Below are 26,772 nucleotides of genomic sequence, written 5' to 3'. Positions count from 1 at the left end.
GTGGACGCCCTCGACTTCCAGCTACCCGACGACGCCCCGCCCGACATGGTCGCCCTCGCCCAGCTCGCCGACTCCCTGCAACGACTCACCACCGCCGTCGACACCCTGCACCAGCAACACCTCGACCTGCAAGACGCGCTCACCGGCCAGCAGAACAGCAGCCCGCGCAAAGCCCCGGCCAGCGTGCCGTGGCCACTGCGCTGGAACGAGCTCGACCGCGACGCCGCCGCGCTGGTCTGGGCGTGGCTGATCGACTGGGTCGACGCCGCCGTCGAGCGCTACCAACTCGCCGAAGAACTCCCCGCCTGCTGGTACCGCCACGGCCCACTGATCGAAGAACTCACCGCGCTTGCCGCCGCATGGCATCTGGCCTACGACGACACCGCCCCAGCCGACGCCCCGCTGCTGTGGCACGAACGCTTCGCCCGCGCTCGCACCCGGCTACGGGACTGGGACGACTACACCCGCTGCCGCAATGGCAACCACATCGACCGGCACCTCGACCTCAACTGGCCCAGCGACTGGCACAACACCGCCGTCGAAGCCGCCAACACCGACCTGGCCGGCCGGTCCATCGCCGCCGACGCGCCGGCCGGCGAACCGCAACGGAGGCAGCCGTCATGACCACGCCCGCCGACGTCAGCTCCGACGCCGCATGGGACCGGCTGATCACCACCCTGCGCGCGCAATACCGCGACATCGACGAGCTCTACCAGCGCATCACCGATCCCGACACCGATGCTGGCGAGCAGAGCACCGCAGAGGAGACCACACCCGTGACCGATCCGAGCACCGACCCCCATACCGATGTCGGCCCTGAAGCCGACGACCGCGCCGCCGAACTCGAAGGCGACGAACGCGTGCGCCTAGACGCCCAAACCGACGGCGACCTCGACGGCGACTACGACCGCGAAATTTACGACGAACCCGGACTGGAGGACTGATGATCACCAAGACCGCAGCACACCCTGATCCGACGGACGCCAGTGACATGGTCGCCGGCGATTACCCGCAATACGTCGGCGTCCTGAGCGACCTGGGCAACCAATGCGCTGCGCTAGATAGCGCTCTGCTCGAAGCCCGTAGCGCCGACACCACGCAGACCTGCCGCGACGCCCTCGTCGACCTCCACATCCGGCTCAGGCGGATGGCCGCCACCGCCAACCACGCGCTCGGCCCCCGCTCGCCTTCCCCTGACGTACAGCCGTGAACAGCTCCCAACTGCGCATGGCGATACTCACCGGCGTTCTGGCCGCGGCCGCGGGGTGCACTTCCACGACCGCGGTCCCGGACGACCGGCCGAACCAGGCGCCGGCCGTGACCGTCGCGTCCACGTCCACGTCCGCAGACACCGACGCCGACCACAACGAAGACCACGACGACGGCGTCGGGACAGCGCCCAGCGCCCCGCCGGCCACCGCGGCCCTGCTGGCCGCGCAAACCTACGTCCGCAGGTGGGCGCGGCCCACCCAGGCACGCGACGCCTGGTACGCCGATGTCCAACCCTTGGTGGTCACGGCATACGGCCAGCTGCTGGCCGACACCGACCCCACCCAGGTGCCGGCGCGCGTGGTCACCGGCATCGCTGAGCCGGTGTCGTCGACCACCGCCGTGCTCGTCGCCGATGTGCCCACCGACGCCGGACCCATCCGGGTCACCGTGATCAACACCGCGGGCCGGTGGCTCATCGCCTCCGCCAGCCCTGCCCCGACATCATGAAACCCTGGACCTGGGCAGCCGTCTGCCTGGTCGGCCTGCTCGTGCTGTGCGGACTGCCATTAGCCGCGGTCCTTGACACCGACTCGGCCGCCGCTGCCTGCCCCAGCAGCACGGCCGGGCAGGCCGGCATCAGCCAGCACGCCGGCGCCATCGGCCCATGGAAGTCCACCCAGGTCGACAACGCCGCCGTCATCGTCGCCGTCGGCCAGCGCGCCGGCGTACCCGCCCGCGGCTGGGTCATCGCCGTGGCCACCGCGATGACCGAATCCAGCCTGACCAACCACGGCAACCTCGGCGCCCGCAACGACCACGACTCCCTCGGCCTGTTCCAACAGCGTCCCTCCCAAAAATGGGGCACCCCCACGCAGCTGCAAGACCCCGTCTACGCCTCCACCGCCTTCTACAAAGCCCTGCAGTGGGTACGCGGCTGGGAAACCCTGCCCCTGACCGTCGCCGCGCAGAAAGTCCAGCGCTCGGCCTACCCCGACCGGTACGCCGAATACGAAAGCGACGCCGAAACCGTCGTGGCGAAGATCAGCGGAAAGGCATCCATCAGCGACCTGCCCGGCGCGAGCCTCGCCGACTGCGGCACCACCCCCGCCGCCGTGACCTCCGGCGGGTGGACCCAGCCGGTGCACGCAGCGATCGTCTCCGGCTTCCGGACCGCGGAGCGACCCAACCACCAAGGCGTCGACCTCGGTGCTGGACGGAACACCGTCATCCGCGCCGCGGCCGCCGGACAAGTCGTGTTCGCCGACTGCGACGACGACACCGGCAACTGCGACATCGACGGCAGCCCCAGCACGGAGGGGTGCGGATGGTTCGTCGAAGTGATACATGCTGGGAGAGTCGCGACCCGCTACTGCCACATGGTGCGTCGCCCCAGCGTCCGTGACGGCCAGCACGTCAACGCGGGTGACCCGATCGGCCTCGTCGGCACCAGTGGTCGTTCCTCCGGTGAGCACCTGCACTTCGAAGTGCACACCGACGTCACCTGCGGCGCCACCCGATGCCGCCTGAGCCGCGGCAACGCGATCGATGCCCCGACGTTCATGGCGGCACGAGGGGCGCCGCTGGGCGCGGAAGACCGGTGAACGCTGCGATGAGCCGCCTGCACCCTTGCGGTAAATGCCGGCGCAGTGACCGCTGCGCACAGCCTGATTCCGCGACCGATCGGCGTCGCGGACAGCTGCCCGTGGGCCAACCACGCCAGGGCAGCCGTCAACCACCGTCGCGCTCGCCGGATGGTCGTCGGCTTCGGCGGCCAAGCCACCGCACTGCCAAGACGCCTGCCATCGTAAGGACCGCTCATCTATCCGCCGGCCTCACCACCCAGGAGATGCGTTGTGCCCGACATTGCCCACCACCCACGCTCACCACTGGCTCCCACGACCGGCCGGCCTGCAGAACACAGGCGAGCGCTTCGCCGTCGGCCGCGGATCGACGCGCGGGCACGGCCTCCACCACCGTCACCCGCGTACGAAAGCCAAACCACCCCACCAGGGCGAGCAGCGTCGCACCCGAGGCAGGACACCCGCATGAGCGCCGACCATGCCACCGAGACCGGTACCACGCCGGCGCCCATGCCAGCGGTCACACCCAGTGACACCGCGGCCGATCCCGGCCCGAAGCGCCTGGACCGCGTCACGGCGCTGTGCCACACCGCGAACTACGCTCGCCGGTATCTGGAACACACCGTGCTCGACGCCGCCAAGCTCACCTGGACCAGCTACGACGTGCTGCACCTGGCCGTCATGCACCGGCGGATCGACACCGGCGTCCTCGCCACCCTGGCCGGCGTCTCCAAAGGCACCGTTACCCGAGCCGCGACCACCCTCATCAAACGGGGACTGCTGCGCCGCAGCACCCCCGACAGCGACCGTCGACGCTCCCTGCTGACACCCACCTCCCAGGGCTGGGCATTGAACCACCAGCTGCGCTTGCAGCTCATCGACGAACTCACCCGGCTGACCGACACCGATCCGGCCACCGGCACCCACGACATCGCCGCGCTCCGGCACGTTCTCTCCACAGGTAGCCCGCAAGCCCGCCACGACCAGCCAGGATCTCGCACCTGATCATGAACAACACCCTCATCGGTGGTGGCGCCGCCGCAGCCCTCATCCTGTCGCGCTACTGCGCCGCCGTCCGCAGTGAACGCGTCGCCCCGAGCCTGCTCTGCGACCCTGTCGAACCCGGCGGCTGGCCGCTACGTTCGGCATCCTCGGACTGCTGCTGACCGACCTGGGCTTCACCATGACCATCACCGCCACCTCGCCGAGACCATGCTCCACATCGGCACCATCTTCGGCGAACCCGCCCTCATGCTCCGCGCGGTCAGGACGCGTCGTACGACGCCGCGTGCCTTCGCCCCGCGCAGCCGCATCCCGCGTTCGTCGGCGGCGCGGCGGCGTCGAGGAAGGCGACGGCGTTAGCGCTCACCGGATCGGCTGAAAGGGTGCCCTTCACGGCGTGTCATCGTTACTTGTCGTTCCGCCGCTCGTTCACGATGCGAGCGGGCACGACGCGGTGCCCCTCGAGGGTGTGAGGGGGCACATCGGGTGCCGGAGCTGGCTCGGATCGAACTGGAACACGGCGGCTGGCTGTATCTGGAGGCCACGGGCGACGACTTCGACGGCCCGGTGAAAGCGGGCCTTGCGGACACGGTTTCTCAGGTACCGGGCACGTTGCGGTCGGCGCTGGGGACGATCACCCAGGCATCGCGAGAGATCCTGAGCAGCCTCAAGCCGGCGGGACCCGACGAGGTGAAAGTCGAGTTCGGGGTCAACATCTCGGTTTCCGCCGGTGCGCTGATCACCAAGGGCAGCACCGCTGGGCACCTCAAGGTCACCATGACCTGGTCGCCGTCCGATGACAGACCCGTGGAACAGGCCGACGATAAACCCGGAGACAAGGCTGACGACAAAGCCGAAGACCCTCTCGCCCATGGTTGACCAAGCGCCGATCCTGGCCGCGACCGTCGCAGTGCTCGACGCAGACGGGCGTATTCGCGGCACTGGATTCGTAGCTTCGGGCGTCGTGGTCACCTGCGCGCACCTCGTGACCGGTCCCCGCGTACGGCTGCGGTTCGTCAATCTACCGGACCAGCCGGAGGTGACCGCCGCCGTCGACCCTGACGCGTGGCGGCCGGCTTCGGCGGAGGACATCGCCATTCTGCGGCCGGACTTCCTGCCGCCCCAAGTGCAAAATCTGCACCTCGGATCAGCGGCCGGCATCCGTGGGCGCAAGGTGTCGGCCTGGGGCTACCCCGCCGCGGCCGTCAGTGGCCGGTTCGGGTACGCCGAGGCCGGCGACGCCCATGCCGGGCTGCTGCACCTGACCGGAGCCGACGACCTGACCGTGGGGTTCAGCGGTGCGCCCGTGGTGGACGAGAGTACCGGGCTGGTCGTCGGCATGTTCACGGCGATTGACCCGGGCGACCGGCATGGGCGAGGCCTGGGCGTCGGTTACGCCACCACCGCCGAAACCCTGACCGCGGTCTATCCCGCCCTCGCCGCCTCGCAGCGCTGTCCGTACCGAGGCCTGGAACCCTTCAGCGCCGAACACGCCGCCTGGTTCCACGGCCGTGACACCGTGGTGGCCGCTGTCCGCAAGGCCCTCGACCGGCGCGCGGTGCTGCTGCTCGGCCCCTCGGGCTCGGGCAAGTCCTCGCTGATTAATGCCGGCCTGCTGCCCGCCCTACGGGCCGGGCATCGTTGGCACGTGGTCGCCACCCGGCCCGGCGCCGACCTGGCCGCCGAACTAGAGCACGATGGCTTGGCCGGGGTCGCCGAGCACGGCTGGGACCAGGTAATCGGCGACCGGCTCGCCGCGCAGCCCGCCGGTGTCCGGCTTCTGCTGGTGATCGACCAGTTCGAAGAGCTGCTCACCGCCGAGGGCCACGATGCCACACTCGCTGCCCTCACCGCCTTGGTCACCCGGACCGCGCCGCTGACCGTGCTGCTGGTGATGCGCGACGACTTCTATCCGCGACTGGCCGAATTGGCGCCGGCGCTGCTCGACGTGCTGCTGCCGGGCATCGTCAATGTTCCGGCCACGATTGGTGCGGCCGACCTGCACGCCATGGTCACTGTGCCGGCGGCGAAGGAAGGGCTGTGCCTGGAGCAGGGGCTGGCCGAGCAGATCGTGCAGGATGTCACCGGTTTGCGCGACACCGCGCCGGTCACCGTCTTGCCGCTGCTCGAGCTGGCGTTGCACCAGCTTTGGGAGGACAGACGCGACGGACAACTCACCTACGCCGCGTACAAGGACATGGGTGGCGCTACGGGCAGCCTGGCTAGACGCTGCGACGAAGCCTTCGCGAAGTTGCCGGCGAATCAGCACGAGGTGGCCTGGCGAGTGCTGACAGCACTGGTCCGCCCAGGGGAGAACGGTGTGCCGCACACCCGCCGGCCGCGCACTCCGGAGGACCTGCGCGAGCTCGCCGCCGGGTTGGAAACACGCGATCCGGCAGCGGTCGACGAGGTCGTGCATACGCTCTCCACCGGTACACCGCTGCTTGTCACCCGGGCCGCACCTAGTGGTCACGGCGCACCTGCGATCGTCGAACTGATCCACGAGGCGCTGCTACGGGACTGGCCCGAGCTTCGCTATCGGGTCGACAAGCACCGCGCTTTCAACGTCTGGCTGGGACGGGTCGAGGAACAGCGGACGGTCTGGTCGGCGAGGCGCAGAAACGCCGACCTGCTGCACGGCAGCGACCTGGCCGAGGGCGTCCAATGGGCTGCCGAGCGCGGATTGACCGCCGGTGTGGCCACATTCCTGGTCGCCAGCCGCCGCGCGGCACGTACCCGTACAAGATTGCGGCGGGCGGCGGTCGCCGCGCTCGCCACTCTGACGGTCCTCGCCGGCACCGGCGCCGTGGTGGCCTTCGCCCAGCGCCAGACAGCGGTCGCCGCGCAGCACGAGTCACTTTCGCGGCAGCTGGCCGCCCAGTCTCAGGCTCTCGCCGACACTAATCCTGATCTGGCTGCACTTCTGGCCGTCCACGCCTACCGGGCCGCAGCCACCGGGGAGGCAATCACCAGCATGTACGCCGCGGAGTCCCGGGCGCGGCCGCTGCTGCGTACCTTCAGTACGGGCACCGGGGCAGTGAACGGCGTAGCGTTCAGCCCTGACGGACGGCTGTTGGCGACCGCGGTCGCCGACGGCACGGTGCGGCTGTGGGACACCTCGGACGGAACCCTGCGAGCTACGCTGACCGGGCACGCTGGGCCGGTCCTGGCAGTCGCCTTCAGCAAGGACGGCTCGCTGCTGGCGAGCGGGTCAGATGACGGCACCGTACGGGTCTGGAATCCGGGAGCCGGGACGCTACGAACGGTGCTCAAGGGACACAAGGACCGGGTGTACGCCGTCTCCTTCTCTCCGGACGCGACACTGCTCGCCAGCGCGGGCCGTGACAGCACCGTGCGCGTGTGGACACCTGGCGGCGCCCCGCGAAAGGTATTCACTGGCCACACCAACGCTGTCCAGTCGGTGGCGTTCAGCCCCAACGGACGGTTCCTGGTCACCGCGAGTCAGGACCGGACCTCCCGGCTGTGGGACCTCGGTTCCGGCGACGAGAGCGGCCGGGTCACCCAGGGCGACATGCTGACCGCGGCGCTGTTCAGCCCGGACTCGCGAACCCTCGCCACCGCCGGGGCGAACAGCGTGGTGAAATTGTGGGATCTGGCGAAGAGGCGGGTTCGGACGACGCTCGCCGGACCGAGCGGCGCGGTCTTGTCCCTGGCATACAGTTCCGACGGCGGCACTCTGGCGGCATCGGGTATCGATGACAAGGTCTTGGTCTGGGATGCGGCCACCGGCGCCTTACGGGCAGAGCTCACCGGGCACAGCGCCGGGGTGCAGCAGGTGGCGTTCAGCTCGGATGGCAGGACGCTGGCCACCGCCGGTATGGACGGCACGGCACGGCTGTGGGATGTCCGCGGCGGCATGCCGAAGGTCGTGCGCAACGGCAAGGCGGTCCGGACCATCGCGCACAGTCGCGATGAGCGATACCTGGCCTTCGCCGAACACGCCGGTAAGCGGCATCTGATCGACCTTGTCACGGGCAAGGGCTACACCGTGACGACCGGGCTGGCTACCGATCAGGACACCATCGCGATGAGCTTCAGCCCGGACAGCCGCATCCTCGCGGTCGGCGGCCTTAACCGCGAGGTCCGCCTGTACAGCTCCGCCACTGGCAGCCAGGTGCGCCTCCTGAAGGGACACAAGCTGGGCGTCTACGGGCTGGCCTACAGTCCAGATGGCCGGTTGCTCGCCAGCGCGAGCAATGACTGGACGATCCGCCTGTGGGATACCGCTACGGGGGTCGCACGCATCCTCGAGGGGCACACCGCCGGCGTCGCGTCGGTGGCATTCAGTCCCGATGGGCGGCGGCTAGTCAGCGGCTCGGCCGACAACAGTGTCCGGCTGTGGGACGTCGCCTCCGGGAGGCTCGAGGCCACGCTGTCGGGGCACACCGACATGGTCAGCGCCGTTCGGTACAGCCCCGACGGACTCACCATCGCCAGCGCCGGCGGCGACGGCACCGTACGGCTATGGGACGCCCACAACGGCGCGGCCGGCACCGTTTTGGCCGGGCACACCGGCGGTGTGAACAGCGTGGCGTTCAGCCCCGACGGGACCACCGTCGCCAGCGGGAGCGACGATCGGACCATCCGCCTCTGGGATGTCAAGGCAGGCGTCACTCGCGGCGCCCTCACTGGTCATGCCAGCGGGGTTCAAAGCCTGGTGTACGACCCGGACGGCAACATCCTCTACAGCGGTGCCGAGAATGTGCGGCTCTGGCCGGTCGGCTTGCCGCAACCTCGCGTGGCGTTGGACCACCTCTGCGGGGCAATCGGGCGCGACCTCAGCATGACCGAGTTCCGCCGCTACCTGCCGGACCAGCCCTCGGAGCCGGCCTGCGGCAAGCCCAGCCGCAACCAGTAGCCGATGTGCAGCGAGCGCCGTAACCGGCGCAGGCAAACTTGTGCCAGAGCCGCGGTCATGGCCGGGTCCCGTTCCGCCGGCACGCGAGATGCCTGATGAGCCACGTTGTGCGCTCAAGCATGGGGGGTTAGGCGTGGTCTGCCTCCGGCTCGGAGCGGTCGGGCGGTGCGGCGAGCTCGGCGTCCTCGAGGACGCGCTGCCGCGCTGCCTCGGCGTGCGCGGTGAGCCCGTCAGGGACGGGCCGCGTGTGAGGCTCCGGGCGGGTGGCGTCGACGGCGCGGACGCGGGACGCGGCGGCGCGCACGGTGTCGGCGAGGGAGCTGGCGTTGTCCGCGAGGTTCTGCGCGCGGCGCGCGGCTTCGGCGGCGGCGGCGAGTCCGGCGTAGCGGGTGGGTAGTGCCTCGGTGTACCAGTTGCTCCACGTCTGGTGCTGGCCTTCGAGGTCATGAACGCGTTCGCGGGCGGTATTGATGCGCTCGCGTGCAGTTGTGAGCCGGTCCTGAAGTTCGTCGACGATGGTTCTCGCGCGTAGTGCATCGGTCTTGGCGTGCTGATGGCGGATCGCGGCCCCGGCGTGCAGGGGGCCTGCGTGCCACCATCGCGGCTTCACCGCGTCGGCGTGCCGAGCTGAGGACACTGCTGTGGTCTGGGCGGTGGCCAGGTCAATACGGACGTCACGTAGGTGGTTCTCGGCGCCGACGAGTTGGGTGTGGGCGACGCGGAGCTGCCCGGCGACGTAGGCGGGGGCGGTCTGGTCGGCGTCGCGTTGCGCGGCGATGAGCGCGCGAAGCTGGCCGTCGGTGGCGGTGCTGATCTGTCCGGCGAGGGTGGCGACCCCGAGCACGGTCTGCGCGCGCTGCCAGGCGCCCCACCGGCCGACGTCGCGGGGCGAGGGTTCGGGACCGATCGGGTCCTGGCCGGTGATGGTGTAGCGGTCGCGGTAGGCGGCGATGACGGCGGCGCGGCTGGTCCACTGCCGGCGCCCCGGGTGGTCGTCCGGGAGTGGCCCGAGCGCGGTGGTCCAGGCGGGTTGTTCAGCGGCTGCTTGCTGGGCGAGGGCGTCGATGCGCATGTCGCAAATGGTCGCGACCTGGCGCAGTGCATCGCCGATGTCGCCGTCGACGGTCGGGGCGCGTTGGGTGTAGGTGCCGGCTTGGGCGGGGCTGAGGGCCACGGCGGGGTCGGGTTGGAGGTCACGGTATGCCTGGTCGATGCGCCAGGCGAGGACGGCGGCGGTGTCGTGTGCGCTGTTCAGTTCCCGCTCGGAGGCGACCGCAGTGAGGACCTGGTCGGGGTGGTAGCCGGCCGCTGCGAGGGCATGCAAGCGAGCGGCAAGGGCGGGCATGGCGGGGTCGGCGGCGAGGTTGTCCGCGACCTTTTGCCCGGCCGCGCCGCGGACGGCGGCGGTGTAGCGGTCGGTGCTGGCGCGGGCGGTGAGGTCGTCGTAAATGGGCCCCCAGTGCCTCAGGGTGTCGGCGTCGGCCCACAGGGTTTGTTCGGTTTCGGTGCCGGAGCGTTGGGTGCTGTCGTCGCGCAGGATCCCGGCGAGGACGGTAATGCCGGCGGTGGCCGGTGCGGGTGGGTGGGCTTCGGGGGGTTCGTCGGCGGTGACGACGGCGAGTTGGTTGAGGAGCCGGCCGCGTGTGGCCATGACGTAGAGCCGTGGGCGGGTGGTGGCTTGGTCGATGACGGCGCGGGTGACGTCGACGGTGCGGCCTTGCGCGGAGTCGACGGTGGCGGCGTAGGCGAGTTGGACGTGTTCGGCGACGTAGTCGGCCGGTAGCGCTGTGGTGGCCTGGTCGGCGGTGTTCTGCACGAGCAGAGCTCCGGCGGGGCCGAGCTCGAGGATGCGCCATTGGGTGCGGTTGGCGACGAACGCGTCGCCGGCGAGCAGGGCGCGGTTGTTGCGGCGAGTGACGATCAGGTCGCCGACGCCGGCGTAGGTGCCGTCGGCGAGGGTGACGGTGGGCCCGCCCTGCACTATCCCGGCGCGGATGAGGAGGCGCCGGGCTTGGGTGGCTATGTCGGCGGCTTCGGCCTGGGTTTCGACGAGGACGAGGCTGGTGCGGCCTTGCAGGACGTCGGCGGCCCACCCGTCGAGAACGTCGTTGATGAGTTCGAGGCGGTGTCCGGCGATGACGCGGCCGCGTCGGTCGTATTCGGCGAGCACGGTGGTGTCGCCCTCACGGAGCCGCAGGGAGGCGGGGCCTTCCCACGGATCTGCGAAGCGGCGGACCTCGCGCAGCTGCGTGGTCGTGCCGAGGGAGGCGAGGTAGCGGAACATGCCGCCAGGCCCGATCGCAGAGATTTGCTGGGGGTCACCGACCAGGATGAGTTTTCCGCCGACGGGTGCGAGGAGCTGGGTAAGGCGGACAAGGTCGAGCGTCGAGGCCTGCGACGCCTCGTCGATGATGACCCATTGGCCCGGCTGGAACGCCCAATCGGGCGGGGTGGTGCCCTTTGGTGGCATCGTCTGGGCGTGCAGCCACATCGCGATGTTCTCGGTCCGGATCCCCGGATGCTCGCCGTCGCGGGTGGCGTCGGCGAGGACGAACGCGGCGTTCTGACCCACTGTCAGGCCGAGCACCGGCACGCCCGCTTGGCGGGCGGCGACACCCACAGCACGCTGGAGATAGGTTTTCCCGGTGCCGGCCGGGCCGACGATGCCGGTGACCCGGCGGTCGTCGCCAATAGCGAAGTGCAGTGCGGCGCGCTTCTCCTGCGACAGGTCGAGCCGGTCAGCGACCGCGTCGAGCAGCCCCCTGGGCGCGGTACTGGCGCCGTGACGGGTGGCGTAAGCGATCAGTTCCTTTTCGGCGGCCAGGACCGGTTCGGTGGACAGTTTCTGGTCGCGGTGGCGGCTGTAGATGCTCTGTCGATCCGAGCCGCGGACCAGCGTTTCGCCCCACTCGAGCAACGCGGGCGGGGTCAGCACCCGTAGCCCACCGGCCCGGGACTGGACGGCGTGGGCGGCGTAGCGCTGCACCTGCCGCCAGTCCGAGCGGCGGTCCGTGGTTGGGCTGACGTGTAGCTGACGGCCGATAGCCAATTCGAGATGGTCGATGCTGAACACGGCGCGTTCGGCGCTGAGCTCGTCGACAGCGCGTGCGACGGCCAGGTGAGGCAGCCGGCGGATCGCGGCCGTGACGACCGGCAGCCGCTGTGCGTCGCGTTGTAGCCCCATCTGGTCGGCGGCGGCGACTAGGTCTTCTACACGGACCGGCCGGCCTGCGCGGTGGCGTTGCGCGAGCCGAGTGACCTGACGCGCCTGCTGATCGACGGCGTCGAGCGCCCGGCCCGTGGCAATCCGGTGGACCTCAGCGGCAGTGTCGAAACCCGCTAGCCGGTCCTCGCGCCGCCAACGGGCGACCGCTTCGTTGGTGGACTCAGGGCCGTCCTTGGGGCGGCGGGTGCGCAGGGTGGCGTCCTGCGCGGAACGCCTCCAGCGGCCGGTAGGGATCCACTCGCGGCCGGTGGCGGGGTCGCTGTGGCGGCCGTTGAGTTCGGTTTCCACGGCGGTGCGTCGCTTGGAGTAATGCTGGATCGCCCGGGGGTCGAATCCGACGATCTCGCGGATGGGGGAGCCGGCGCGGGCGGCGAACCGGACGCCAAGGCGTCGGCCGAGCTGGTGTTCCACGGCGCGTTCGTAGGCGATCCGGGCGCCGATGGTGGCCTGGTAGAACGCTTTGCTGTCGAGCGCGAGCCACGTCTCGCGGCCGTCGCGGACGACGCGAACCTTCGAGCTGACGATGATGTGCGAGTGCAGCTGCGGATCTTTCTCCCGGGACATGCGGTGGTCGAAGACCGCGGCCGCGAGGCCGTCGGTGTGGACCTGCACGATGCCATTGGTACCCAGCCGGGTGAACGCTCCGTGGGCTCGCAGGTGTTCCAGGGCGGCGCGGACGCCGTCGTGATGCGACGCCATCACCTCGCGCTTGACCTGGTCGTCACCGAACGCCCACAGCAGGCTGACGCTCTTGACCGGAGAAACGGTCACGTCGAATCCGGCCACGGGGTGCCGCTCCGGAGCAGTCCAGACCTGCAGCCACACCTGGGCGACCTGCTCGTAGGTAGCGTCCGCGGGTAGAGCTTTCCAGGCCTTTTCGACGGCGGCTTGGCGGGCGTCGTCGTCCAGTGCCGCGAACTTGCGCCACAGCCGGCCGAGCTGTTCGCCGGTGTCCGGGTGCCGACCTTCGCCGATGAGGCTCTGCAACTGCTTCCCGGAGACCCGCCCGTGCACGCCGAACAGCGCCGAGCTTTGGCCGGCCCACCAGCCGGGCGCCTCCCCGTGCGCAGCGGGATCGGCGTGGTAAGCCACCGCGGCGCTCGGGCTGGCGGGCTGGAAGTCGTGTCGGCCGGTGGCCACCTGTTGGGTGAGGTAGGCGATCCCGGCCCCGGGCGATATTCGGGTTACCGAGAGCATGCCGCCGACAGTAGGCAACCGGCAGGCGCCTTTGCGACATTGGAATGCCAGGGGGTGTGCTAATTCTGAGAAGGGAGTACGGGGCGACCCGATATCTAAGCTGATCAGAGATGGTGTGAGTAACGTTGAACGATTGGCTGACCATTTACAACTAACATTCAACGATTGCCAGGTGTGGAGGTCTGGCATGTGAAATAGGTAGCGTCGATGCTATGGCTAGCAAGGGAACGAACACAGCTATTGAGGCCCTGCGGCGGCGGCATGAGGCGGAACGTGCCGCGTTGAAAGCGGCGACGGATGCGGGGGCTGCTGTGCGCTTGGCGCAGGAGCGGCGTGCGGCGGAGCTCGCGCGTCTGGATGAGGTGGTGGCGGATGCGGAGCGCGGCGCGGATGTGGCGTTGGCGGTGCTGGCGTCGCTGATGGCGCCGGATGTCGTTGCGGTGCTGACGGGGGAGACGCCGTCGCGGGTGCGGCTGGGTCTGCAGCGCGCATCGGTGGACGACGTTAAGGCTCGGGTGGGTGAGCTGACTGATGGTGCTCCGGTGGTGCGGCGTCGGGGCCGTCCGCGCGGAAGTGGGCGGCGCGTGTCAGGTGTGGAGGCGGCCGGGGCGGCGAGGTCGGTTGGCGGCGAGGGCGCGTCCGGTGCGTTGTCGGTGGCGGTGAGTCCGGCAGTGTCGGCGGGTGCGCCGCCTAGCGAAGGGAGATGAGGGCGGTTGCGAGTAGGGCTGCGGCGGCCGTGGGGGCGAGGCTGCCACCGGCGGCGGTGATGGGGCCGATCTGGGGGATGGGGCGGTCCGTCTTGTCGTTGTTGGTCAGCGGCTTAAAGGCTCCCGAGTGGAGGAGTCAGTGAAGGTAAGGCCGTAGCGCTCGCAGATGGCTTCGATCCGCTGGGCGGCTACGGAGTCGTAGCGTTCGTAGAAGCCGGTGAATGGTGTGATTTCGGCGGTGAGTGCAGCTAGCTCTTCGACGCCGAGGGTTGCCATTTGAGTGGTGCGTGCGGGCATCGTGGGCTCCGTCTCGGCGGTGGTCGTGGTGTTGAGCCGACGCGGGGAGCGGGCTAGGCTGGTGGTGGCCTTTCTGCCGGCGCTAAGCGTCGGTGTGTTGGTCAGCGTTGGCCGGCGGACTTGCCCGTACATCTCTTCGGAGGTGTCCCCGAGAGGGGCCGTCGGCCTCTTAAATCTTCGACTCGCTGCGGTGGTGGTGGTACGGCCGTGGGCGAGCGGCGCGGCAGCCCGTGTCGGCGTGCTCGATGCGCGTCGACGCGGTCTGCGCGTAGTGACGTCGCCTGCATGCGCTGGTGTTCGTTTAGTGCAGTGATGCCCGGGGACCGTGACGGTCCCCGGGCATCGGTGCGTTTAGAACTCCTAACTCTTTGCGTGGTGGAGGCGGCGCCAGCAGATCAGGACGCAGCCGAGTTTGAGCAGGGCTTCGTGGATGTCGTCGCGGATCTCCCAGCGGATACGAAGGCGGCGGAACCAGTGCAGCAGGGCGAAGCTCTGCTCCACGACCCAGCGCAGCGTGCCCAGACCTGAGCCGTGTCCGCTGCCGCGCCGAGCAATCACCGGTGTGATGCCGAGCTCGCGGACCAAGGTCCGGTACTTGTCGTGGTCGTAGCCGCGGTCGGCGTAGACCTTCGGCGGTTTGCTGCGGGGCCGGCCGCGTTTGCCGCGGATCGGCGGAATCGCGTGCAGCAGCGGCAACAGTTGGGTGACGTCGTTGCGGTTGCCGCCGGTCAGCAGCACCGCAAGCGGAACACCGCCGGCGTCGGTGATGAGGTGGTGCTTGGAGCCCAGCCGGCCGCGGTCTACTGGACTCCGGCCGGTTTTGGGCCGCCCTTGAGCGCCCGCACATGACTCGAGTCGACCACTGCTCGGGACAAGTCCAGCTTCCCGGCCGCTCGCAACTCGGCCAGCAGTACCTCGTGTAGGCGCTGCCAGACACCGGCGTTGTTCCAGTCCCGCAACCGCCGCCAGCACGTCATCCCGCAGCCGAAGCCGAGCTCCTTGGGTAGCCATTCCCATCGGATACCGGTGAACAGCACGAACAAGATGCCGCACAAGACTTTGCGGTCATCGACCGGCCGGCGACCAGGACCCGACCGCGCCAGCTGCTTCGGCAGCAATGGCTCGATCCGGGCCCAGAGGTCATCATCGACCAGCCACGGCTGGGGGTCGCGTTTCCTCATGTCACCGACAACGGCCTACCCAAAGATCAAGTCATGCCGATGCACCCGATTGAGTTAGGAGCTCTTAGAACGGGCAGGGCCAACCGTCGGTGTTGGTCGTCGGGGTGGCGGCTGCGGACAGGATGCTGAGGACGGCAGGGGCCTCGCAGGTCCCCTCGCGCGCTGCGTCGTTGGCGAGGGTGGCGCTCATGTCGTCGGGCACCTTGGCGTACATGCTCGCCAGGTCGATCGCGGCGGCCGGGTCGGTGACTTCGCGGAAGTCCGTGCCGATCTCGAAGGTGGGGGCGTCGAACTCGTTGTCGTCGTCAGTGAGGTAGACGTGGGTGAAGAACGATCCGAGGGGGCGGTCCCACCCGACGATGACGCAGGAGACGGTGTCCGGGTCGAGTGGGGTGAGGTCGTGACGGCTCACGATGTGGCCTCTTTCCTGTTGTTGTGTTAATCAGCGTCGCCAGGGTTTGCCCTCCCTGACTAAGTCCCATCTTACGCCGCCTATCGATTAATCTCGATAAGTGGCCAGCGGTTTTCGAACTTTTTCTCCGCTTTCTTTGGCGCTCCCTAAAGGTGTTGTCGCAGCTAGCGGCGGTGGTTTTGACCCTTCAGCATTTTTCGGCCGCAGGCGGCGAGCTTGCTCGCCCGGTTGCGCCCGACGGGAGCCAAATTCGATGCGGGGGTTTCGAGTAAAAGATTATGCGGGGTTTGCATAATGTTTTAGGAGCCCGCAGCGGATTTGGTGGACGGCGGGCGCAACCGACACTCGTGGCGCAGCCAGTGGCCGAAAGGATGCTTTGAAGCAGCGCGGCCGTAGGCCGCTTCCGGTCTACCGGGCCGTCAAGGCCCGGCCGGGTTAAGCCCGGCCGCGGCAGCCAGCTCGAGCGTGCGCCCGGTTGCGAGCCAGAACGGGGGAGGAGCCGAAGCTCCTCCCCGCCGCCGGTCAGCGGTGACCGTAATTCACGACCGTGCGGTACTCGCGCGCGTCGGTCGGGCTGGCCGGGTCGAAGACCTCCTTCTCGCCGGCCAGGACGAAGCGGCGGTGGTGACGGCTGACGTGGGCTTCGCGGCGCTGACGGCGGTCGGTGAAGGGCAGGTCCTGGTACATGGCGTGGCCTCCTGGCGGGCAGATCGAGGTGCGGCGGCCGGCGGCGAGGAGCCGGGCTGTCGCGCTGACGAGCCGGGGTGGGATCGGCGCGGCCTGCCGGTGGCAGGCCGGTCGTCGGCCAAGAGATCTTGGAAGCGCAGCGTCCGAGGCGTTGGCAGGATTTCTCCGCTGCGCTTCCAAGATGTGTTGCCGGGCTTGCCGCCGCCGGGCGGGTCGGTCATCGCTTTGGGCCGGCAGACGCGGCCCCTGTCTCCACGCGGCCGACCGCACCGCGGGCACCGGCAGGCGGTAGCCACGTCGGGGTCGATCTTCGCTCGCCGACGGCGTCGCGCCGGCGTTACCAACCGCCGGCTTTCTGCCGTCGAGGGTGCCGGTCACCGCCTCCCGACCCGGCGGTCCCATGGATCCTGCGGAGCGCGGCTCGAGGGCCGATTCTCTCGCCTTCTGGTGTGCCGGTCTTCACCCGGCGTTGGCAGTGCACGGCCGGCTGCAGCTATAGGGCTTAGCCGATGTGGCCGTGCTGGCGTGCGCGGCGGCGCAACTCGCGGAGCGGCAGCGGGTAGCTGACGCCGGCGCGTCGTTCCCGCAAGATCACGATGTCGCCGAGCTGCTGGCGCAGCCTCTCCTCTTCGGCTCAGGCCTGAACGAACCGCTCGGGCGCCACGTGCGGAAGGTGCAGCCATTGGCGCTGCCCGGCGCGCACGCAGACACCGAAGCAGTTCAAGAGTTCTTCAGAATTCGTGTGCCTCATGAGACGTTCACGGTACTAATCACCACTCGTACATGATTGGTTGGCCGACAGCCTGCGCGACGTGCTGCAACAGCGAATCAGGTCGTCGGCGAGGTGGTCAGGATGCTTGATGCGGACCCTCTAGCCAAGGTCTGACCTCGATGCCCGGCATCGGCGTCAGGACCGCAGCCCGCATCCTGCTCGAAGCCGGCGACGGCAGTACCTTCGCCACCCCAGGCCATCTCGCCGCCTACGCCGGCCTGGCCCCCGGTCACCCGCCGTTTCGGCAGCAGCATCCGCGGCGAGCACTCCGCCCGCGGCGGCAACAAACACTCAGTCGCGCGTTCTTTCTCGCCGCCCTGGCTGACCCGAGCCGCGCCTACTACGACCGCGAACGCGCCCGAGGCAATCGCCACAACGCTGACCTGATCTGCCTGGCCCGCCGCCGCTGCGATGTTCCATTCTTCATGCTCCGCGATAAGATCCCCTACCGACCTCGGCCAGCTACCGCTTGACCAACCCATAGGGACCCCCTCGGGTAACCACAGATCGGGGATCGGCGGGCTGCGGTACGCGTGGAGGGTCGGACCACAGAGGGTCTACGGCGTCGGACTAGCGCGGTGATCATGTGACCGGCATGCCAACACTCACATCGTCCCGAGTGCCTTGATAGCGCGGAGTCACTGGGCGCGCAAGCGCCCGTCGGTATGAACAGGTCACGCTACTGAGCTGTATGGATCTCCGCGCGTGGTTGACTAGCCTGAGATGGTGACCCGGCCATTGATAGCGATCATCGGCAGCTTGGATAATGCTCGGGGTGGATACGAGCCGCCGCTGCGCGACGCCGAACGCGGGCGCGAGGCTTGCGCGGAGCTCGGACAGTCGCTGGCCGAGGCGGGGTGTGACCTCTTGGTCTTCTCCAGTAAGCCGGGCTATGTGGAGTCGGACGTTGTCCGCGGCTACGCCCAAGCCGAGAAGCCGGGCCGGGTTGTCGCTCGCCCGCCGCGGCACGGCGAGATCGACTTTGCGCTGCCGCCCGGGACCGACACCCAAGTTGTGGTGCAGCCTGACACCAGCGGCGAGTGGGAGTTGTCGTTCTTCCGGTCGCTGCTGGCTGCTGACGGGATCGTCATGATCGGCGGTGCACGATCGACGCGCCTCGCCGGGATCGTTGCTCTGACCCAGAAGGTTCCCGTGCTGCCGGTGGGGTGTTTCGGCGGAGGCGCCGGCCAGGTATGGGTCAACCTTGACAACGTACGCAACGATGCCACGCCGGAGGAGATCGTCCGGATGGGGCAGCCGTGGTCGCCGGAGTCCGCTGGCGAGCTGGTGGGGCTGCTACTCACACAGCGTGCGCGCCGGGCAAGGCGCACGGTCGTCGAGGAACAGGATGCCCGGCGCGGGCGGTGGGCGGCACGGGCGGCGCTGCTGTGCACCATCACGGCGCTCATAGTCGCCTGGCTTGGGGTTTCGTTCGCTGGGGGCGCTCAACCCGGAGTCCGCGGCTTCCTGCTGCTGTTGGCTATCCCCATGGTCGCGGCTGCCGCCGGTGCCATGCTACGCAACCTCAATGAGCAAGCCGGCTGGGCCTTGGCCGCCGCCCGCGGTTTGGGCGCCGGCTTCGTGACGGTTTTCCTGTACGTGGCCGGCGAGCTGGTGAGCGTGCCTGACCTGTTGCAACGGCTCGATGTACAACGCCTGTTGTTCTTTCTCGCCCCACTGGCGTTCACCGCGGGGTTCGCCTTCGACCGGGTGCTGGAGAAGGTGCTCAGTGGCGAGACCAGAGTCCCGGGGTCCGGCACGAGTTGAGATTCTTCATCAGCCACAGCGCGGGGACCGACCATGCGAAGGCGGTGCTCCGGAGCGTGGTCCGCCGGCTTGAGTCGGCCGGGCACTCGGTGTTCGTGGACTCCACGATCTTGCTCGGGGACCGGTGGCGCTCCCGGCTGTATCATGAGCTGGCGTTGTGCGGTGCTGCCGTGGTTCTGCTGGACCAGATGTCGATCGGCCGGCGCTGGGTACAGCGCGAGGTCGATGTGCTGCTGTGGCGGCGGGCGTTTCATCCAGAGCTGTGCGTGCTGCCTGTACTGCTGGACGCGACCAACGTGGCGGCGGTCCGCAAGGCAGGGTTTGGCGAGTTCACCGAGCAGCAGTTCCTGCTGGCCGATGGTCTCGGCCCGGCGGTGATCGCCGAGCGGGTAGCCGCCCGAGTGGCCGAGGCGACGCCGATCGGCGGGATGACGACCAGCCGCATGGAACAGTGGTTTGATGACCTGGAAACCCTGTTCGCTCGGGTCGACCAGCGCCAGAGGCTGCGGCAGGCGGCCCTGGAGCTGGGCGTCTCGCCGCAGGACGCCGACCAGGTGCTGTTGCCGGGCGGGTGTCGTTTCCTTGCCCACCAGTTCCTCGGTCGGTCGACTGACACGGCGACGGTGGACGCGATAAGCCGCCTGGTGTACGCCGCTACCACCGACACCCTGCTCAAGCTCGCGCACCTGGTCAGCCCGGCCTGGGTCGAGCAGTCGGCGTCGCGTCACCTGACCGCGCCTGCCCGTTCCACGGTGGCCGTGCTGAACGCCGACGACCCGCACACACCGGAGCACTATGTGCGGCGTGCCACCTGTGTGGATGCCCGCGTCCAGGTTGAGCGGGTCACCGCCGTGCTGGGCGAGGACGTCGAGCAGGACCTGTTCGACCAGTGCGAGGAGGCTGTGTTCCGGCTCCTCGGCGTCGAGCCGCCAGTTACCGGCCGGTTCGCCGTGCCCGAACGAGAGCTACGCGAGGGCCCGCCCTGGCCGTCCTATCTGATTGTGGCTGCCGCCGACTTGCCGCACGACGCGGTGGCCTCCGTTATCAAGCAGCTGCGCACAGTCTTCCCCTGGCTGACTGTGCTGCTCACCGTGCCTTCGGGACTCGCCGCCGCCGCGGCCGTTGACGCTTGGGGGTTGCGCGACGTCCGGGTGCTGGAGCCGGTGCTGAGCCCGGACGAGGAATTCGTCGCCCATCGCACGGTACGCAGCCTGTATCGCATGATCCGCAGAGTTTCGGAAGGTGGCGGTTACCGTGACTGAGCCCAGCGGCGCCGCGCCCGTCGTACCGGACAGCCGGGACGGCGCGGCGTACGTGATCGATCCTGAAGTGGCCTTCGCCGTGCGGGTGGCCGAGGCGACCGGGCGGCCGCTACTGCTGCGCGGCGAGCCCGGTTGCGGCAAGTCGTCTCTGGCGGCCTATGTGGCCCGGGAGAAGGGGTGGCGTTATTACGAGCATGTGGTCACGTCGCGGACAACCGCCCGGGATCTGCTGTGGTCATTTGACGCCGTCCGGCGGCTGGCCGACGCACAGGTGCGGACTCTGGGCGCCGCCCTGCATGACGTCAACTACGTCCAGCCCGGTGTGCTCTGGTGGGCGTTCGCTCCTGAGCTGGCGCGCCGGCGAGGGGCGCCGGAGGAAGACACCGATTTTGTGCCGGCGGAGGATCCCGACCCGCGCAACGCGCAACGCGCGCCTGACAAGGCGGTCGTGCTCATCGACGAGGTCGATAAGGCCGATCCCGATCTGCCGAACGGCATGCTGGTCCCGCTCGGCTCGAACGAGTTCGAGGTGACCGAGACCGGTGCCCGGGTTCGGCACCGCGGCGGCGGCGTCCAGCACCTCATCATGATCACGACGAACGAGGAGCGCGAGTTGCCGCAGGCTTTCCTGCGGCGGTGCGTGGTTGTCTGGGTGCCTGAGCCCACCGAGCAGCATCTCGTGCAGGTGGCCGAGCGGCATCTGCGCTACCACGGCGCAGCTTTCGGGCGGGCTGAACGTGAGCTGGCCGAGCAACTGGCCGGAGACCTACTTGATGCCCGCGTGGAAGCCCAGGCCGGCGGCATCCGGCCGCCCAGCACGGCGGAATACCTCGACGCGTTCCAGGCCATGCGCGAACTGGATATCGGGCTCGGTTCACCGGAGTGGGGCCGTCTACGGGGGCTGACCTTGCTCAAGGTCCAGCAGCCCAAGGCCTGATATGCGCGACATCTGGTGGGCAGACCTGCTGCGCGCCGTTACCGGCACCGGCGCGCGAAGCGACACCGAGCTGGCCGCGGTGGCCAGGCTTCTCGGCTTCGGCCCGGTTCGCCGAGAGGAAACGCCCGGCACCTCCGACATCGTCCTGCCCGAGGTGCAGCCCGCCGCCGAGGAGTCTGCTCTCGACCCGGCCGGTCGACTGGTGACGCCGCTAGGTCGAGACGTAGCGACGCGCGACGGCCCCCCGGTCGCGGTGCTCGAGCCGATCACGGCCGAGCCGATCGAGGCGACACTGCGGCCCGGCCCGGTGCTGCCGCCGCCTTCAAGCGGTGCGAACCGATCTCCACTGCCCCACCAGTCGCTGCTGGCGCCCCGCTCGGCACCGGCCATCGTGCAGTTCTTGGTCTCCCGTGAGGTCGCCGACGGTCCGCCGGACGTGACCGCGGCGGTCGGCCTGATAGCCGCCGGGCGGCCGCTGTCAGCGGTGCCGTGCGAGCCGCGGCCGACCCTGCGGTTCGGAGCTCAGGTTCTGATCGACCTGGGCGAAGGCATGCGGCCGTTCCGGCGCGACCAGAGCGACATCCGGGACGCCGTGCTGGCCCTGTTGGGCGAAGGCGCGGCAGACGTGCTGAACTTCGCTGACGCCCCGCTGCGCGGCGCAGGCCCCGGGCGGCGGTCGACGTGGAACGACTACGCACCCCCGGAGAGCGGTCGGCCTGTGCTGTTGCTGACTGACTTCGGCATCGGCGGCGATCCGGCCTCGGTCCGCCGGGCCGAGCAGGGTGAGTGGTTGGCGTTCTTCGATCTGCTGCGTCGTCATCGATGCGGATCGGTGGCGCTGGTGCCGTACCCGCCGGCCCGGTGGCCGGCGGCGCTGCGCGCGCGGTGTGCCATGCTGGCCTGGGACCGGAAAGTGACCGTGAGCCACGCCCGGGCGGCGGTCCGATGACGGCCGCGACGCTGGCTGCGTACCCTGCGCCCGGGAGCGGCCCGGCCGAGCTGGCTGTGCTGCTCAGTACTGCGGTGCAGATCGAGCCGGAGCTGATCCGCGCCGTTCGGCTGGCCTGCGCGCCGGGCCGCGACGTCGGCGCCGAGGGCGATCTGTGGTTCAGCGACTGGGTCGGCGTGCGCAGCGCGGACGCCGTCCGGCTGCGCGGCGAACTGCTGCCAGATCTGCGGAATCGGCTCGTAGCCCGGCTCGCTGCCGACCGGCGCGACCCGGCCTGGCGGGTGCGGGAGACGGTCGCCGCCGTGCACGCTGGTCGGTCGCCGGCGCTGCGGCTGGAGGAGCGAATCACCTGGGCCGCGGTGAGCCGGGCGGCGGGCGACCCCGATGCCGAGGACGCCGAGGAACTGTTGCGGTCCGCGGTGCGGGCGGCGGTCGAGCCTGGACGGGCGGGCGTGGCGGGGTGGTTCGGCGCGGCGTTCCGCCGGCTGCCGTCCTCCGTACAGCAGACGGTGCCGGCGTGGCAGCTGCTGCAGACCACGGATGCGGCCGGCTCGACGACGGCGCCTGAGGATCTGCCGCTCGACCTGGCGGATGTCGCGGCACTGGGCGATCGGGTGGCCGACACCACCGTACGGGTGCGGCACGACGGCTGGGACCTGACCTTCAACTACACCGGTTCAGCGCCCGCCCAGGTGCTGTCGGTACCCGACACCCGGCCACGCATCCTGCAGGTGCGGTGGGGATCCGGTCGCCAACGGCAGCAACGGATCCTCCGAGTGGAGCCCGATCGACCCACCACCGTGGAGGTCGGTGGAGCGCCCGTGCGGGTGCAGACCGGCCGAGGTAGCGTCTATCTCCTCGAACCCGCCACTCACACGGCCGTCGCCACAGGAACGGCGCCCGGCCCCGCCGCAGTCGGCCGCGGCGAGCTCATCTGGGGCGGCGTCCCCGCGCGCAACAGCCACCTGCGTGGACGTCCGAATCTTCTCGCCGTGCTCCATGACGAACTGCTGCACAGATCAACTGTCGTCCTGCAGGGGATGGCTGGCGTCGGTAAGACCCAGCTCGCGATCGAGTACACCTATCGACACCAGGAGGAGTACCAACTGGTCTGGTGGGTGCCGGCCGAACAGGTGCAGGCGGTACGCAGAAGTCTGAACTCGCTGGCACAGCGTCTCGGTCTTCCGCCGAGCGATGACATCAACGAGACGACGCGTACCGTTCTCGACTGGCTTGTCACCGCCGACATGCCGTGGCTGCTGGTGTACGACAACGCGGCGTCGTTCGACGACATCGGCGAACTTCTGCCGTCCGGCGGCGGCCATGTGATCATCACGACCCGCAACCCCGCCTTCAGGAGCCAACACCACGTCATCGAAGTCGACGTCATGACGCGGGCGGAGAGCATCGACCTGCTGCTTCGCCGGATGAACACCGATGGCGGCGACCACACGATCTCCACGGGGGACGCCGACCGGCTGGCTGAACGGCTCGGCGACTTGCCTTTGGCGCTCGAGCAGGCGGCCGCATACCTCGACGCCACCGCGACGCCGGCGACGGAGTACATCAACCTGCTTGAAGAGCACCAGCACGAGTTACTCAGCGAGGGCAAGCCCGCTAGTTATCCCGCCACCGTTAGCGCAACCGTACAGCTCGCGCTCGAACAGCTCCGATCGCAAAATCCCGCGTCAGTTCAGCTGTTTCAGCTGTTCGGCTTTCTCGGTAGCGAGCCGGTGTCGCTGAGTCTCCTTCGACGCGGTGCCCGCGGCCGAGTCACCCCACCCTTGGGTCGGATGCTGATTAATCAGATCGACCTTAACCGCGCCGTGCGTGACCTGTCGCGACACGGGCTGGCCAAGATCGACGCCGGCCAACGGGTGCAGGTGCATCGCCTCGTCCAGGCCATCCTGCGAGACGCCATGTCACCGGAGGAGGCCGAACGGACCCTAAAAGACGTCCAGGCCATCCTTTCCGCGGCCAATCCCGGCGACCCCGACGAGGTGGGCGACTTCGAGAGGCAGGCCGAACTCGGCCCGCATATCCAACCGGCGAACCTGGTCGGCGCGTCTGACCCCGACGCCCGGCAGGTTGTGCTCGACCACGCCCGTTACCTCTACCTGATCGGAGAGTATGAGAACAGCCGCGCCATCGCGGAAGGTGCGGCCTCGGCATGGGAGAGGACGTTCGGCCGAGACGCGGAAAACACCCTGCGCGCGCGGAGCATCCAATCCGCCGCCCTGCGCGCTTTGGGCGACGGCCCCGGAGCTGCCGCCCTCACCCGCGAGACGTACGAGCTGTCTCGGGCGCGCCTCGGCGCGGAGCACGAGTTTCCCTTACTTCTCAGCCTGCAAGTAGGTCACGACTTACGCATCGCTGGCCAATGGCAGGAAGCTCTCGACCTTGACCGCGGCGCGGTGGAAGCCTGCCGTGTGGTTTTTGGTGACAGCGTCTACACCCGGCGAGCCGAGGGCAATCTGGCTACCGACCTCCGACTTCTCGGCTTCCATACTGAGGCCTTACGTCTGGACGGAGAGCGAGGTCTTCCTGCCCGGGAGGGCGCTAGAGGTCCAGCGGCGGATGCGCGACGCGTGGCTGCACAACTGGACATCGCCCAGGACACCTATGCGGCAGGGGACTACACCACCATGTTGCGGGTCGTCGAGCAGTGGCGGCCCACGGTGGTCCAGTTGCACGGCGCCCGTCATCCCCTAAGCATGATCGCGGGCCGTTTAACCGCGATTGCGCTCCGAAAGCTCGGCCGTCACGCCGAGGCGGCCGACACCGCGCGGGAGGCCGCACTCGGGGCCGAAGCCCGGTTCGGCCCCGACAACGAACTAACCTTGGCTACACGTGTCACCCTGGCCAACGCCTACCGGCAGATCGGCGACCTCGACGAAGCACAGCGCATCTTCACCGACACGATCAACCGCTATCGCGTCGTCTTCGGCGACATGCATCCGTTCACGCTGATAGCCCGGCATAACATGGCCATCGTCCACCGTGCGCGCGGCGACGTGACGACGGCCTCGGCCGTCGACCGCCTCTGCTACAACCAGTTCCGCATCGGCTTGCCGAATGGGCACCACTACATGCGCAGCTCCGCGGCATCGCTGGCCACAGACCTTGCGCTGACCGGTGAGACCACCGAAGCGGCCGCGCTGTCGCGGCTTGCGGTCGAGCTCGATCGCGATGATTGGGACCACCCCGACGCCCTGCTGCGCGTCGTCAACCTCGCCCGCGACACCGGCTCCGACGAGTCAGCGGCGCTGCATGGCCTGGCCGCTCAGCTTGGCGACCACCATCCCGACGTGACAAGGCTGCGGGAGGGCGGACGCGCCGAGCTAGACATTGAGCCGTTGCCGACCTAATCACCGAGATTGCCGCTCAGGGCTTTGTGCGCGGACTCCTCCCCACGCCGCACTTGCCTTCTGCTGGTTGGAGAGAAATCCTGTCAGCTTCCGGCTGATTCTGCGATGCACGTCAGGAACGTCCATCGCATCGCGATAGCGCCGCTAGTGCCCCCACGCGGACGCAATGCCGACCAGCTAGCCGCGGCACTGCGCGCGTCCGCCGTACTGGAACGCGTATCTCGTGCCCCGGCAGCGGGTACGCGGGCCTCGGCGGCGTCTCGGTCCTCGACCATGAAGTCGGGGGTGGATCATGATCGACGAGGTGGTGTCGGGCCATGTAGGTGGCGTGTACCCGACGACGGTCTCAAAGTAGACCCGGCCACCCGAGGACCAGGACGCATGCCGTTTCTCGCCGGTGTGCGTCACGGTTCGGCCGGTGATGCCAGCGGAGAACTCTGCCAGGCGAAACCGCGAGATCCGTCTTCGCGGGTACGGTGCAGGAGACGTGGTGGCCTGCGGATTCGGTGCCGGGACAGCAGTAGGGCACCGGGGCGTTGCCCGGCCGGGTGTGAACCGGCCGGGCAACCGGTGATGACTACGTCCGCAGAGTGGGCGCGGCCAGCTCGGTGGATTCGGTCGTGACGGTGAAGCCGGCCGTGACACCGGCGCTCAGGGCATCCGCCATGGCGTCCTCGTCAGCCGTCTGTCCCTTCAGCTGCTCGTCAGTGACGGTGAAGGTGACCGTGTACGTCGTTACCGGAAGCGGGACCTCGTCCAGGTCGTAGGTGTCGACGAGGTCGCGGTACAGCCGCCGCGGCTCGTCCCAGTCGTAGCCGAGGTTGTAGGCCTTCTTGATTGCCTTCTTCAGGCGGACTTTTGTGATGAGCGGGTCGACGCTCGAGGCCGCGGTGAACCGCTCGGGGACGGCGTCCTGGGGGTGGCAGATCTCGCAGGACGGATTGCTGCATCCGTCGTCGGACGTGGGGCGGACCGGCTTGAATGACAGCCCGTCGTTCAAGGCCCGCATGGTGACGTCCTCGGCGGTCGAGCACCAGCTGTTGTCGTCGGCGTGTCGGCGGATGCTGGCCAGGATGTCGGACAGGTAGACCGAGCCCTGCGGGGCGGCCGGCCGGCCGTTACCGGTGGAGGGCTGCTCGGTCGGGGTCGCGGGCGTGGTCTGGTCGACGACGTGCTCGGTCATGCTGGGTGCCTCCATCAGGCTGTAGCTGATGCGGCCCGCCCTGCGGGATCGAGTGATCCCGGCGCTGGGGGTGCCGCGCTGACGGGGCCGGTCAGAGCCCGCACGTGGGCGCAGGGGCGCAAGCCCCGTCCGAGTCGGAAGATCTTGGCGTCGA

The 26,772-nt window shown here is 69.1% G+C and carries 23 protein-coding genes; 17 read left to right on the top strand and 6 right to left on the bottom strand.

Annotated features, from left to right (window positions below; all coding sequences use genetic code 11):
• The 9 genes from Aau02nite_RS38100 to Aau02nite_RS38060 all read left to right on the top strand — a co-directional run bounded on the left by Aau02nite_RS38100 (position 1) and on the right by Aau02nite_RS38060 (position 8,673).
• Positions 1 to 624, top strand: a complete 624-nt coding sequence (locus Aau02nite_RS38100) for a hypothetical protein (RefSeq protein ID WP_212993510.1) — start codon at positions 1 to 3, stop codon at positions 622 to 624.
• Positions 621 to 944, top strand: coding sequence for a hypothetical protein (locus Aau02nite_RS38095; RefSeq protein WP_212993509.1), 324 nt, complete (start codon positions 621 to 623; stop codon positions 942 to 944). Before Aau02nite_RS38100 ends, Aau02nite_RS38095 begins: the two co-directional genes overlap by 4 nt.
• The gene (locus Aau02nite_RS38090) at positions 944 to 1,210 is read left to right on the top strand and encodes a hypothetical protein (protein ID WP_212993508.1); all 267 of its coding nucleotides are present in this window, start codon (positions 944 to 946) and stop codon (positions 1,208 to 1,210) included. Before Aau02nite_RS38095 ends, Aau02nite_RS38090 begins: the two co-directional genes overlap by 1 nt.
• Positions 1,207 to 1,719 (top strand): hypothetical protein, encoded by a 513-nt coding sequence (locus tag Aau02nite_RS38085; protein ID WP_212993507.1) that lies wholly within the window; start codon positions 1,207 to 1,209, stop codon positions 1,717 to 1,719. The genes Aau02nite_RS38090 and Aau02nite_RS38085 overlap by 4 nt, the downstream gene beginning before the upstream one ends.
• Positions 1,716 to 2,813, top strand: a complete 1,098-nt coding sequence (locus Aau02nite_RS38080) for a M23 family metallopeptidase (protein WP_212993506.1) — start codon at positions 1,716 to 1,718, stop codon at positions 2,811 to 2,813. Before Aau02nite_RS38085 ends, Aau02nite_RS38080 begins: the two co-directional genes overlap by 4 nt.
• A gap of 444 nt (positions 2,814 to 3,257) precedes the next feature.
• A complete protein-coding gene (locus tag Aau02nite_RS38075) occupies positions 3,258 to 3,797 on the top strand; it encodes a MarR family transcriptional regulator (protein ID WP_212993505.1) in 540 nt (179 codons plus the stop codon).
• Positions 3,798 to 3,799: 2 nt separating this feature from the next.
• Entirely contained in the window at positions 3,800 to 3,958 is a 159-nt protein-coding gene (locus tag Aau02nite_RS38070) for a hypothetical protein (protein WP_212993504.1), read from the top strand.
• A 322-nt stretch (positions 3,959 to 4,280) separates the two neighbouring features.
• Complete coding sequence (locus Aau02nite_RS38065) at positions 4,281 to 4,673, top strand: CU044_2847 family protein (RefSeq protein WP_212993503.1); 393 nt, start codon at positions 4,281 to 4,283, stop codon at positions 4,671 to 4,673.
• Positions 4,666 to 8,673 (top strand): nSTAND1 domain-containing NTPase, encoded by a 4,008-nt coding sequence (locus Aau02nite_RS38060; RefSeq protein ID WP_212993502.1) that lies wholly within the window; start codon positions 4,666 to 4,668, stop codon positions 8,671 to 8,673. The genes Aau02nite_RS38065 and Aau02nite_RS38060 overlap by 8 nt, the downstream gene beginning before the upstream one ends.
• Positions 8,674 to 8,800: 127 nt before the next feature.
• Here Aau02nite_RS38060 and mobF read toward each other — a convergent pair whose 3' ends face one another.
• Positions 8,801 to 13,096, bottom strand: coding sequence for a MobF family relaxase (gene mobF / locus Aau02nite_RS38055; RefSeq protein ID WP_212993501.1), 4,296 nt, complete (start codon positions 13,094 to 13,096; stop codon positions 8,801 to 8,803).
• 212 nt (positions 13,097 to 13,308) lie between these two features.
• Here mobF and Aau02nite_RS38050 point away from each other — a divergent pair, with 212 nt between their 5' ends.
• Entirely contained in the window at positions 13,309 to 13,803 is a 495-nt protein-coding gene (locus Aau02nite_RS38050) for a hypothetical protein (protein ID WP_212993500.1), read from the top strand.
• 105 nt (positions 13,804 to 13,908) lie between these two features.
• Here Aau02nite_RS38050 and Aau02nite_RS38045 read toward each other — a convergent pair whose 3' ends face one another.
• The 4 genes from Aau02nite_RS38045 to Aau02nite_RS38030 form a co-directional block, all read right to left on the bottom strand.
• Entirely contained in the window at positions 13,909 to 14,100 is a 192-nt protein-coding gene (locus Aau02nite_RS38045) for a hypothetical protein (protein ID WP_212993499.1), read from the bottom strand.
• A 360-nt stretch (positions 14,101 to 14,460) separates the two neighbouring features.
• Positions 14,461 to 15,281, bottom strand: a protein-coding gene (locus tag Aau02nite_RS38040) for an IS5 family transposase (protein ID WP_212993498.1) whose coding sequence is annotated in 2 segments (ribosomal slippage) — positions 14,461 to 14,924 and positions 14,924 to 15,281 — 822 coding nt in all. Because the reading frame shifts where the segments join, the coding sequence is not laid out codon by codon here.
• 64 nt (positions 15,282 to 15,345) lie between these two features.
• Positions 15,346 to 15,693 carry a hypothetical protein gene (locus Aau02nite_RS38035; protein WP_212993497.1) on the bottom strand — a complete coding sequence of 116 codons (348 nt, stop codon included), beginning with the start codon at positions 15,691 to 15,693 and terminating at the stop codon, positions 15,346 to 15,348.
• Positions 15,694 to 16,215: 522 nt separating this feature from the next.
• Complete coding sequence (locus Aau02nite_RS38030) at positions 16,216 to 16,380, bottom strand: hypothetical protein (protein ID WP_212993496.1); 165 nt, start codon at positions 16,378 to 16,380, stop codon at positions 16,216 to 16,218.
• Positions 16,381 to 16,891: 511 nt separating this feature from the next.
• Between Aau02nite_RS38030 and Aau02nite_RS38025 the strand changes: the two genes are divergently transcribed.
• The 7 genes from Aau02nite_RS38025 (at position 16,892) to fxsT (ending at position 25,435) form a co-directional block, all read left to right on the top strand.
• Complete coding sequence (locus Aau02nite_RS38025) at positions 16,892 to 17,167, top strand: hypothetical protein (protein WP_212993495.1); 276 nt, start codon at positions 16,892 to 16,894, stop codon at positions 17,165 to 17,167.
• 104 nt (positions 17,168 to 17,271) lie between these two features.
• On the top strand, positions 17,272 to 17,625 hold the full coding sequence (locus Aau02nite_RS38020) for a transposase (RefSeq protein WP_212993494.1): 354 nt from the start codon (positions 17,272 to 17,274) through the stop codon (positions 17,623 to 17,625).
• A gap of 253 nt (positions 17,626 to 17,878) precedes the next feature.
• Positions 17,879 to 18,919, top strand: a complete 1,041-nt coding sequence (locus tag Aau02nite_RS38015; protein ID WP_212993493.1) for a hypothetical protein — start codon at positions 17,879 to 17,881, stop codon at positions 18,917 to 18,919.
• The gene (locus tag Aau02nite_RS38010) at positions 18,916 to 20,181 is read left to right on the top strand and encodes a toll/interleukin-1 receptor domain-containing protein (protein WP_212993492.1); all 1,266 of its coding nucleotides are present in this window, start codon (positions 18,916 to 18,918) and stop codon (positions 20,179 to 20,181) included. Before Aau02nite_RS38015 ends, Aau02nite_RS38010 begins: the two co-directional genes overlap by 4 nt.
• Complete coding sequence (locus tag Aau02nite_RS38005; protein ID WP_212993491.1) at positions 20,174 to 21,118, top strand: AAA family ATPase; 945 nt, start codon at positions 20,174 to 20,176, stop codon at positions 21,116 to 21,118. The genes Aau02nite_RS38010 and Aau02nite_RS38005 overlap by 8 nt, the downstream gene beginning before the upstream one ends.
• A gap of 1 nt (position 21,119) precedes the next feature.
• Positions 21,120 to 22,067, top strand: coding sequence for a hypothetical protein (locus tag Aau02nite_RS38000; RefSeq protein ID WP_212993490.1), 948 nt, complete (start codon positions 21,120 to 21,122; stop codon positions 22,065 to 22,067).
• Positions 22,064 to 25,435 carry an FxSxx-COOH system tetratricopeptide repeat protein gene (gene fxsT / locus Aau02nite_RS37995; RefSeq protein WP_212993489.1) on the top strand — a complete coding sequence of 1,124 codons (3,372 nt, stop codon included), beginning with the start codon at positions 22,064 to 22,066 and terminating at the stop codon, positions 25,433 to 25,435. Before Aau02nite_RS38000 ends, fxsT begins: the two co-directional genes overlap by 4 nt.
• 577 nt (positions 25,436 to 26,012) lie before the next feature.
• Here the strand turns inward: fxsT and Aau02nite_RS37990 are convergent.
• On the bottom strand, positions 26,013 to 26,618 hold the full coding sequence (locus Aau02nite_RS37990; protein WP_212993488.1) for a hypothetical protein: 606 nt from the start codon (positions 26,616 to 26,618) through the stop codon (positions 26,013 to 26,015).
• Between the last annotated feature and the right edge of the window lie 154 nt (positions 26,619 to 26,772).

It is taken from the genome of Actinoplanes auranticolor (assembly GCF_018332655.1).
GTDB classification, from domain to species: domain Bacteria; phylum Actinomycetota; class Actinomycetes; order Mycobacteriales; family Micromonosporaceae; genus Actinoplanes; species Actinoplanes auranticolor.
Note: the sequence above shows the minus strand (reverse complement) of the source record. Positions and strands in the feature narration are given on the sequence as shown.

Bases quoted from the DNA above. Each gene is read 5' to 3' on its own strand.
- Aau02nite_RS38080 (WP_212993506.1), top strand. From the start codon at position 1,716: ATGAAACCCTGGACCTGGGCAGCCGTCTGCCTGGTCGGCCTGCTCGTG.
- Aau02nite_RS38090 (WP_212993508.1), top strand. From the start codon at position 944: ATGATCACCAAGACCGCAGCACACCCTGATCCGACGGACGCCAGTGAC.
- Aau02nite_RS38045 (WP_212993499.1), bottom strand. From the start codon at position 14,100: ATGCCCGCACGCACCACTCAAATGGCAACCCTCGGCGTCGAAGAGCTA.
- Aau02nite_RS38020 (WP_212993494.1), top strand. From the start codon at position 17,272: ATGCCCGGCATCGGCGTCAGGACCGCAGCCCGCATCCTGCTCGAAGCC.
- fxsT (WP_212993489.1), top strand. From the start codon at position 22,064: ATGACGGCCGCGACGCTGGCTGCGTACCCTGCGCCCGGGAGCGGCCCG.
- Aau02nite_RS38030 (WP_212993496.1), bottom strand. From the start codon at position 16,380: ATGTACCAGGACCTGCCCTTCACCGACCGCCGTCAGCGCCGCGAAGCC.
- Aau02nite_RS38000 (WP_212993490.1), top strand. From the start codon at position 21,120: ATGCGCGACATCTGGTGGGCAGACCTGCTGCGCGCCGTTACCGGCACC.
- Aau02nite_RS37990 (WP_212993488.1), bottom strand. From the start codon at position 26,618: ATGACCGAGCACGTCGTCGACCAGACCACGCCCGCGACCCCGACCGAG.
- Aau02nite_RS38070 (WP_212993504.1), top strand. From the start codon at position 3,800: ATGAACAACACCCTCATCGGTGGTGGCGCCGCCGCAGCCCTCATCCTG.
- Aau02nite_RS38075 (WP_212993505.1), top strand. From the start codon at position 3,258: ATGAGCGCCGACCATGCCACCGAGACCGGTACCACGCCGGCGCCCATG.
- Aau02nite_RS38095 (WP_212993509.1), top strand. From the start codon at position 621: ATGACCACGCCCGCCGACGTCAGCTCCGACGCCGCATGGGACCGGCTG.
- mobF (WP_212993501.1), bottom strand. From the start codon at position 13,096: ATGCTCTCGGTAACCCGAATATCGCCCGGGGCCGGGATCGCCTACCTC.
- Aau02nite_RS38060 (WP_212993502.1), top strand. From the start codon at position 4,666: ATGGTTGACCAAGCGCCGATCCTGGCCGCGACCGTCGCAGTGCTCGAC.
- Aau02nite_RS38050 (WP_212993500.1), top strand. From the start codon at position 13,309: ATGGCTAGCAAGGGAACGAACACAGCTATTGAGGCCCTGCGGCGGCGG.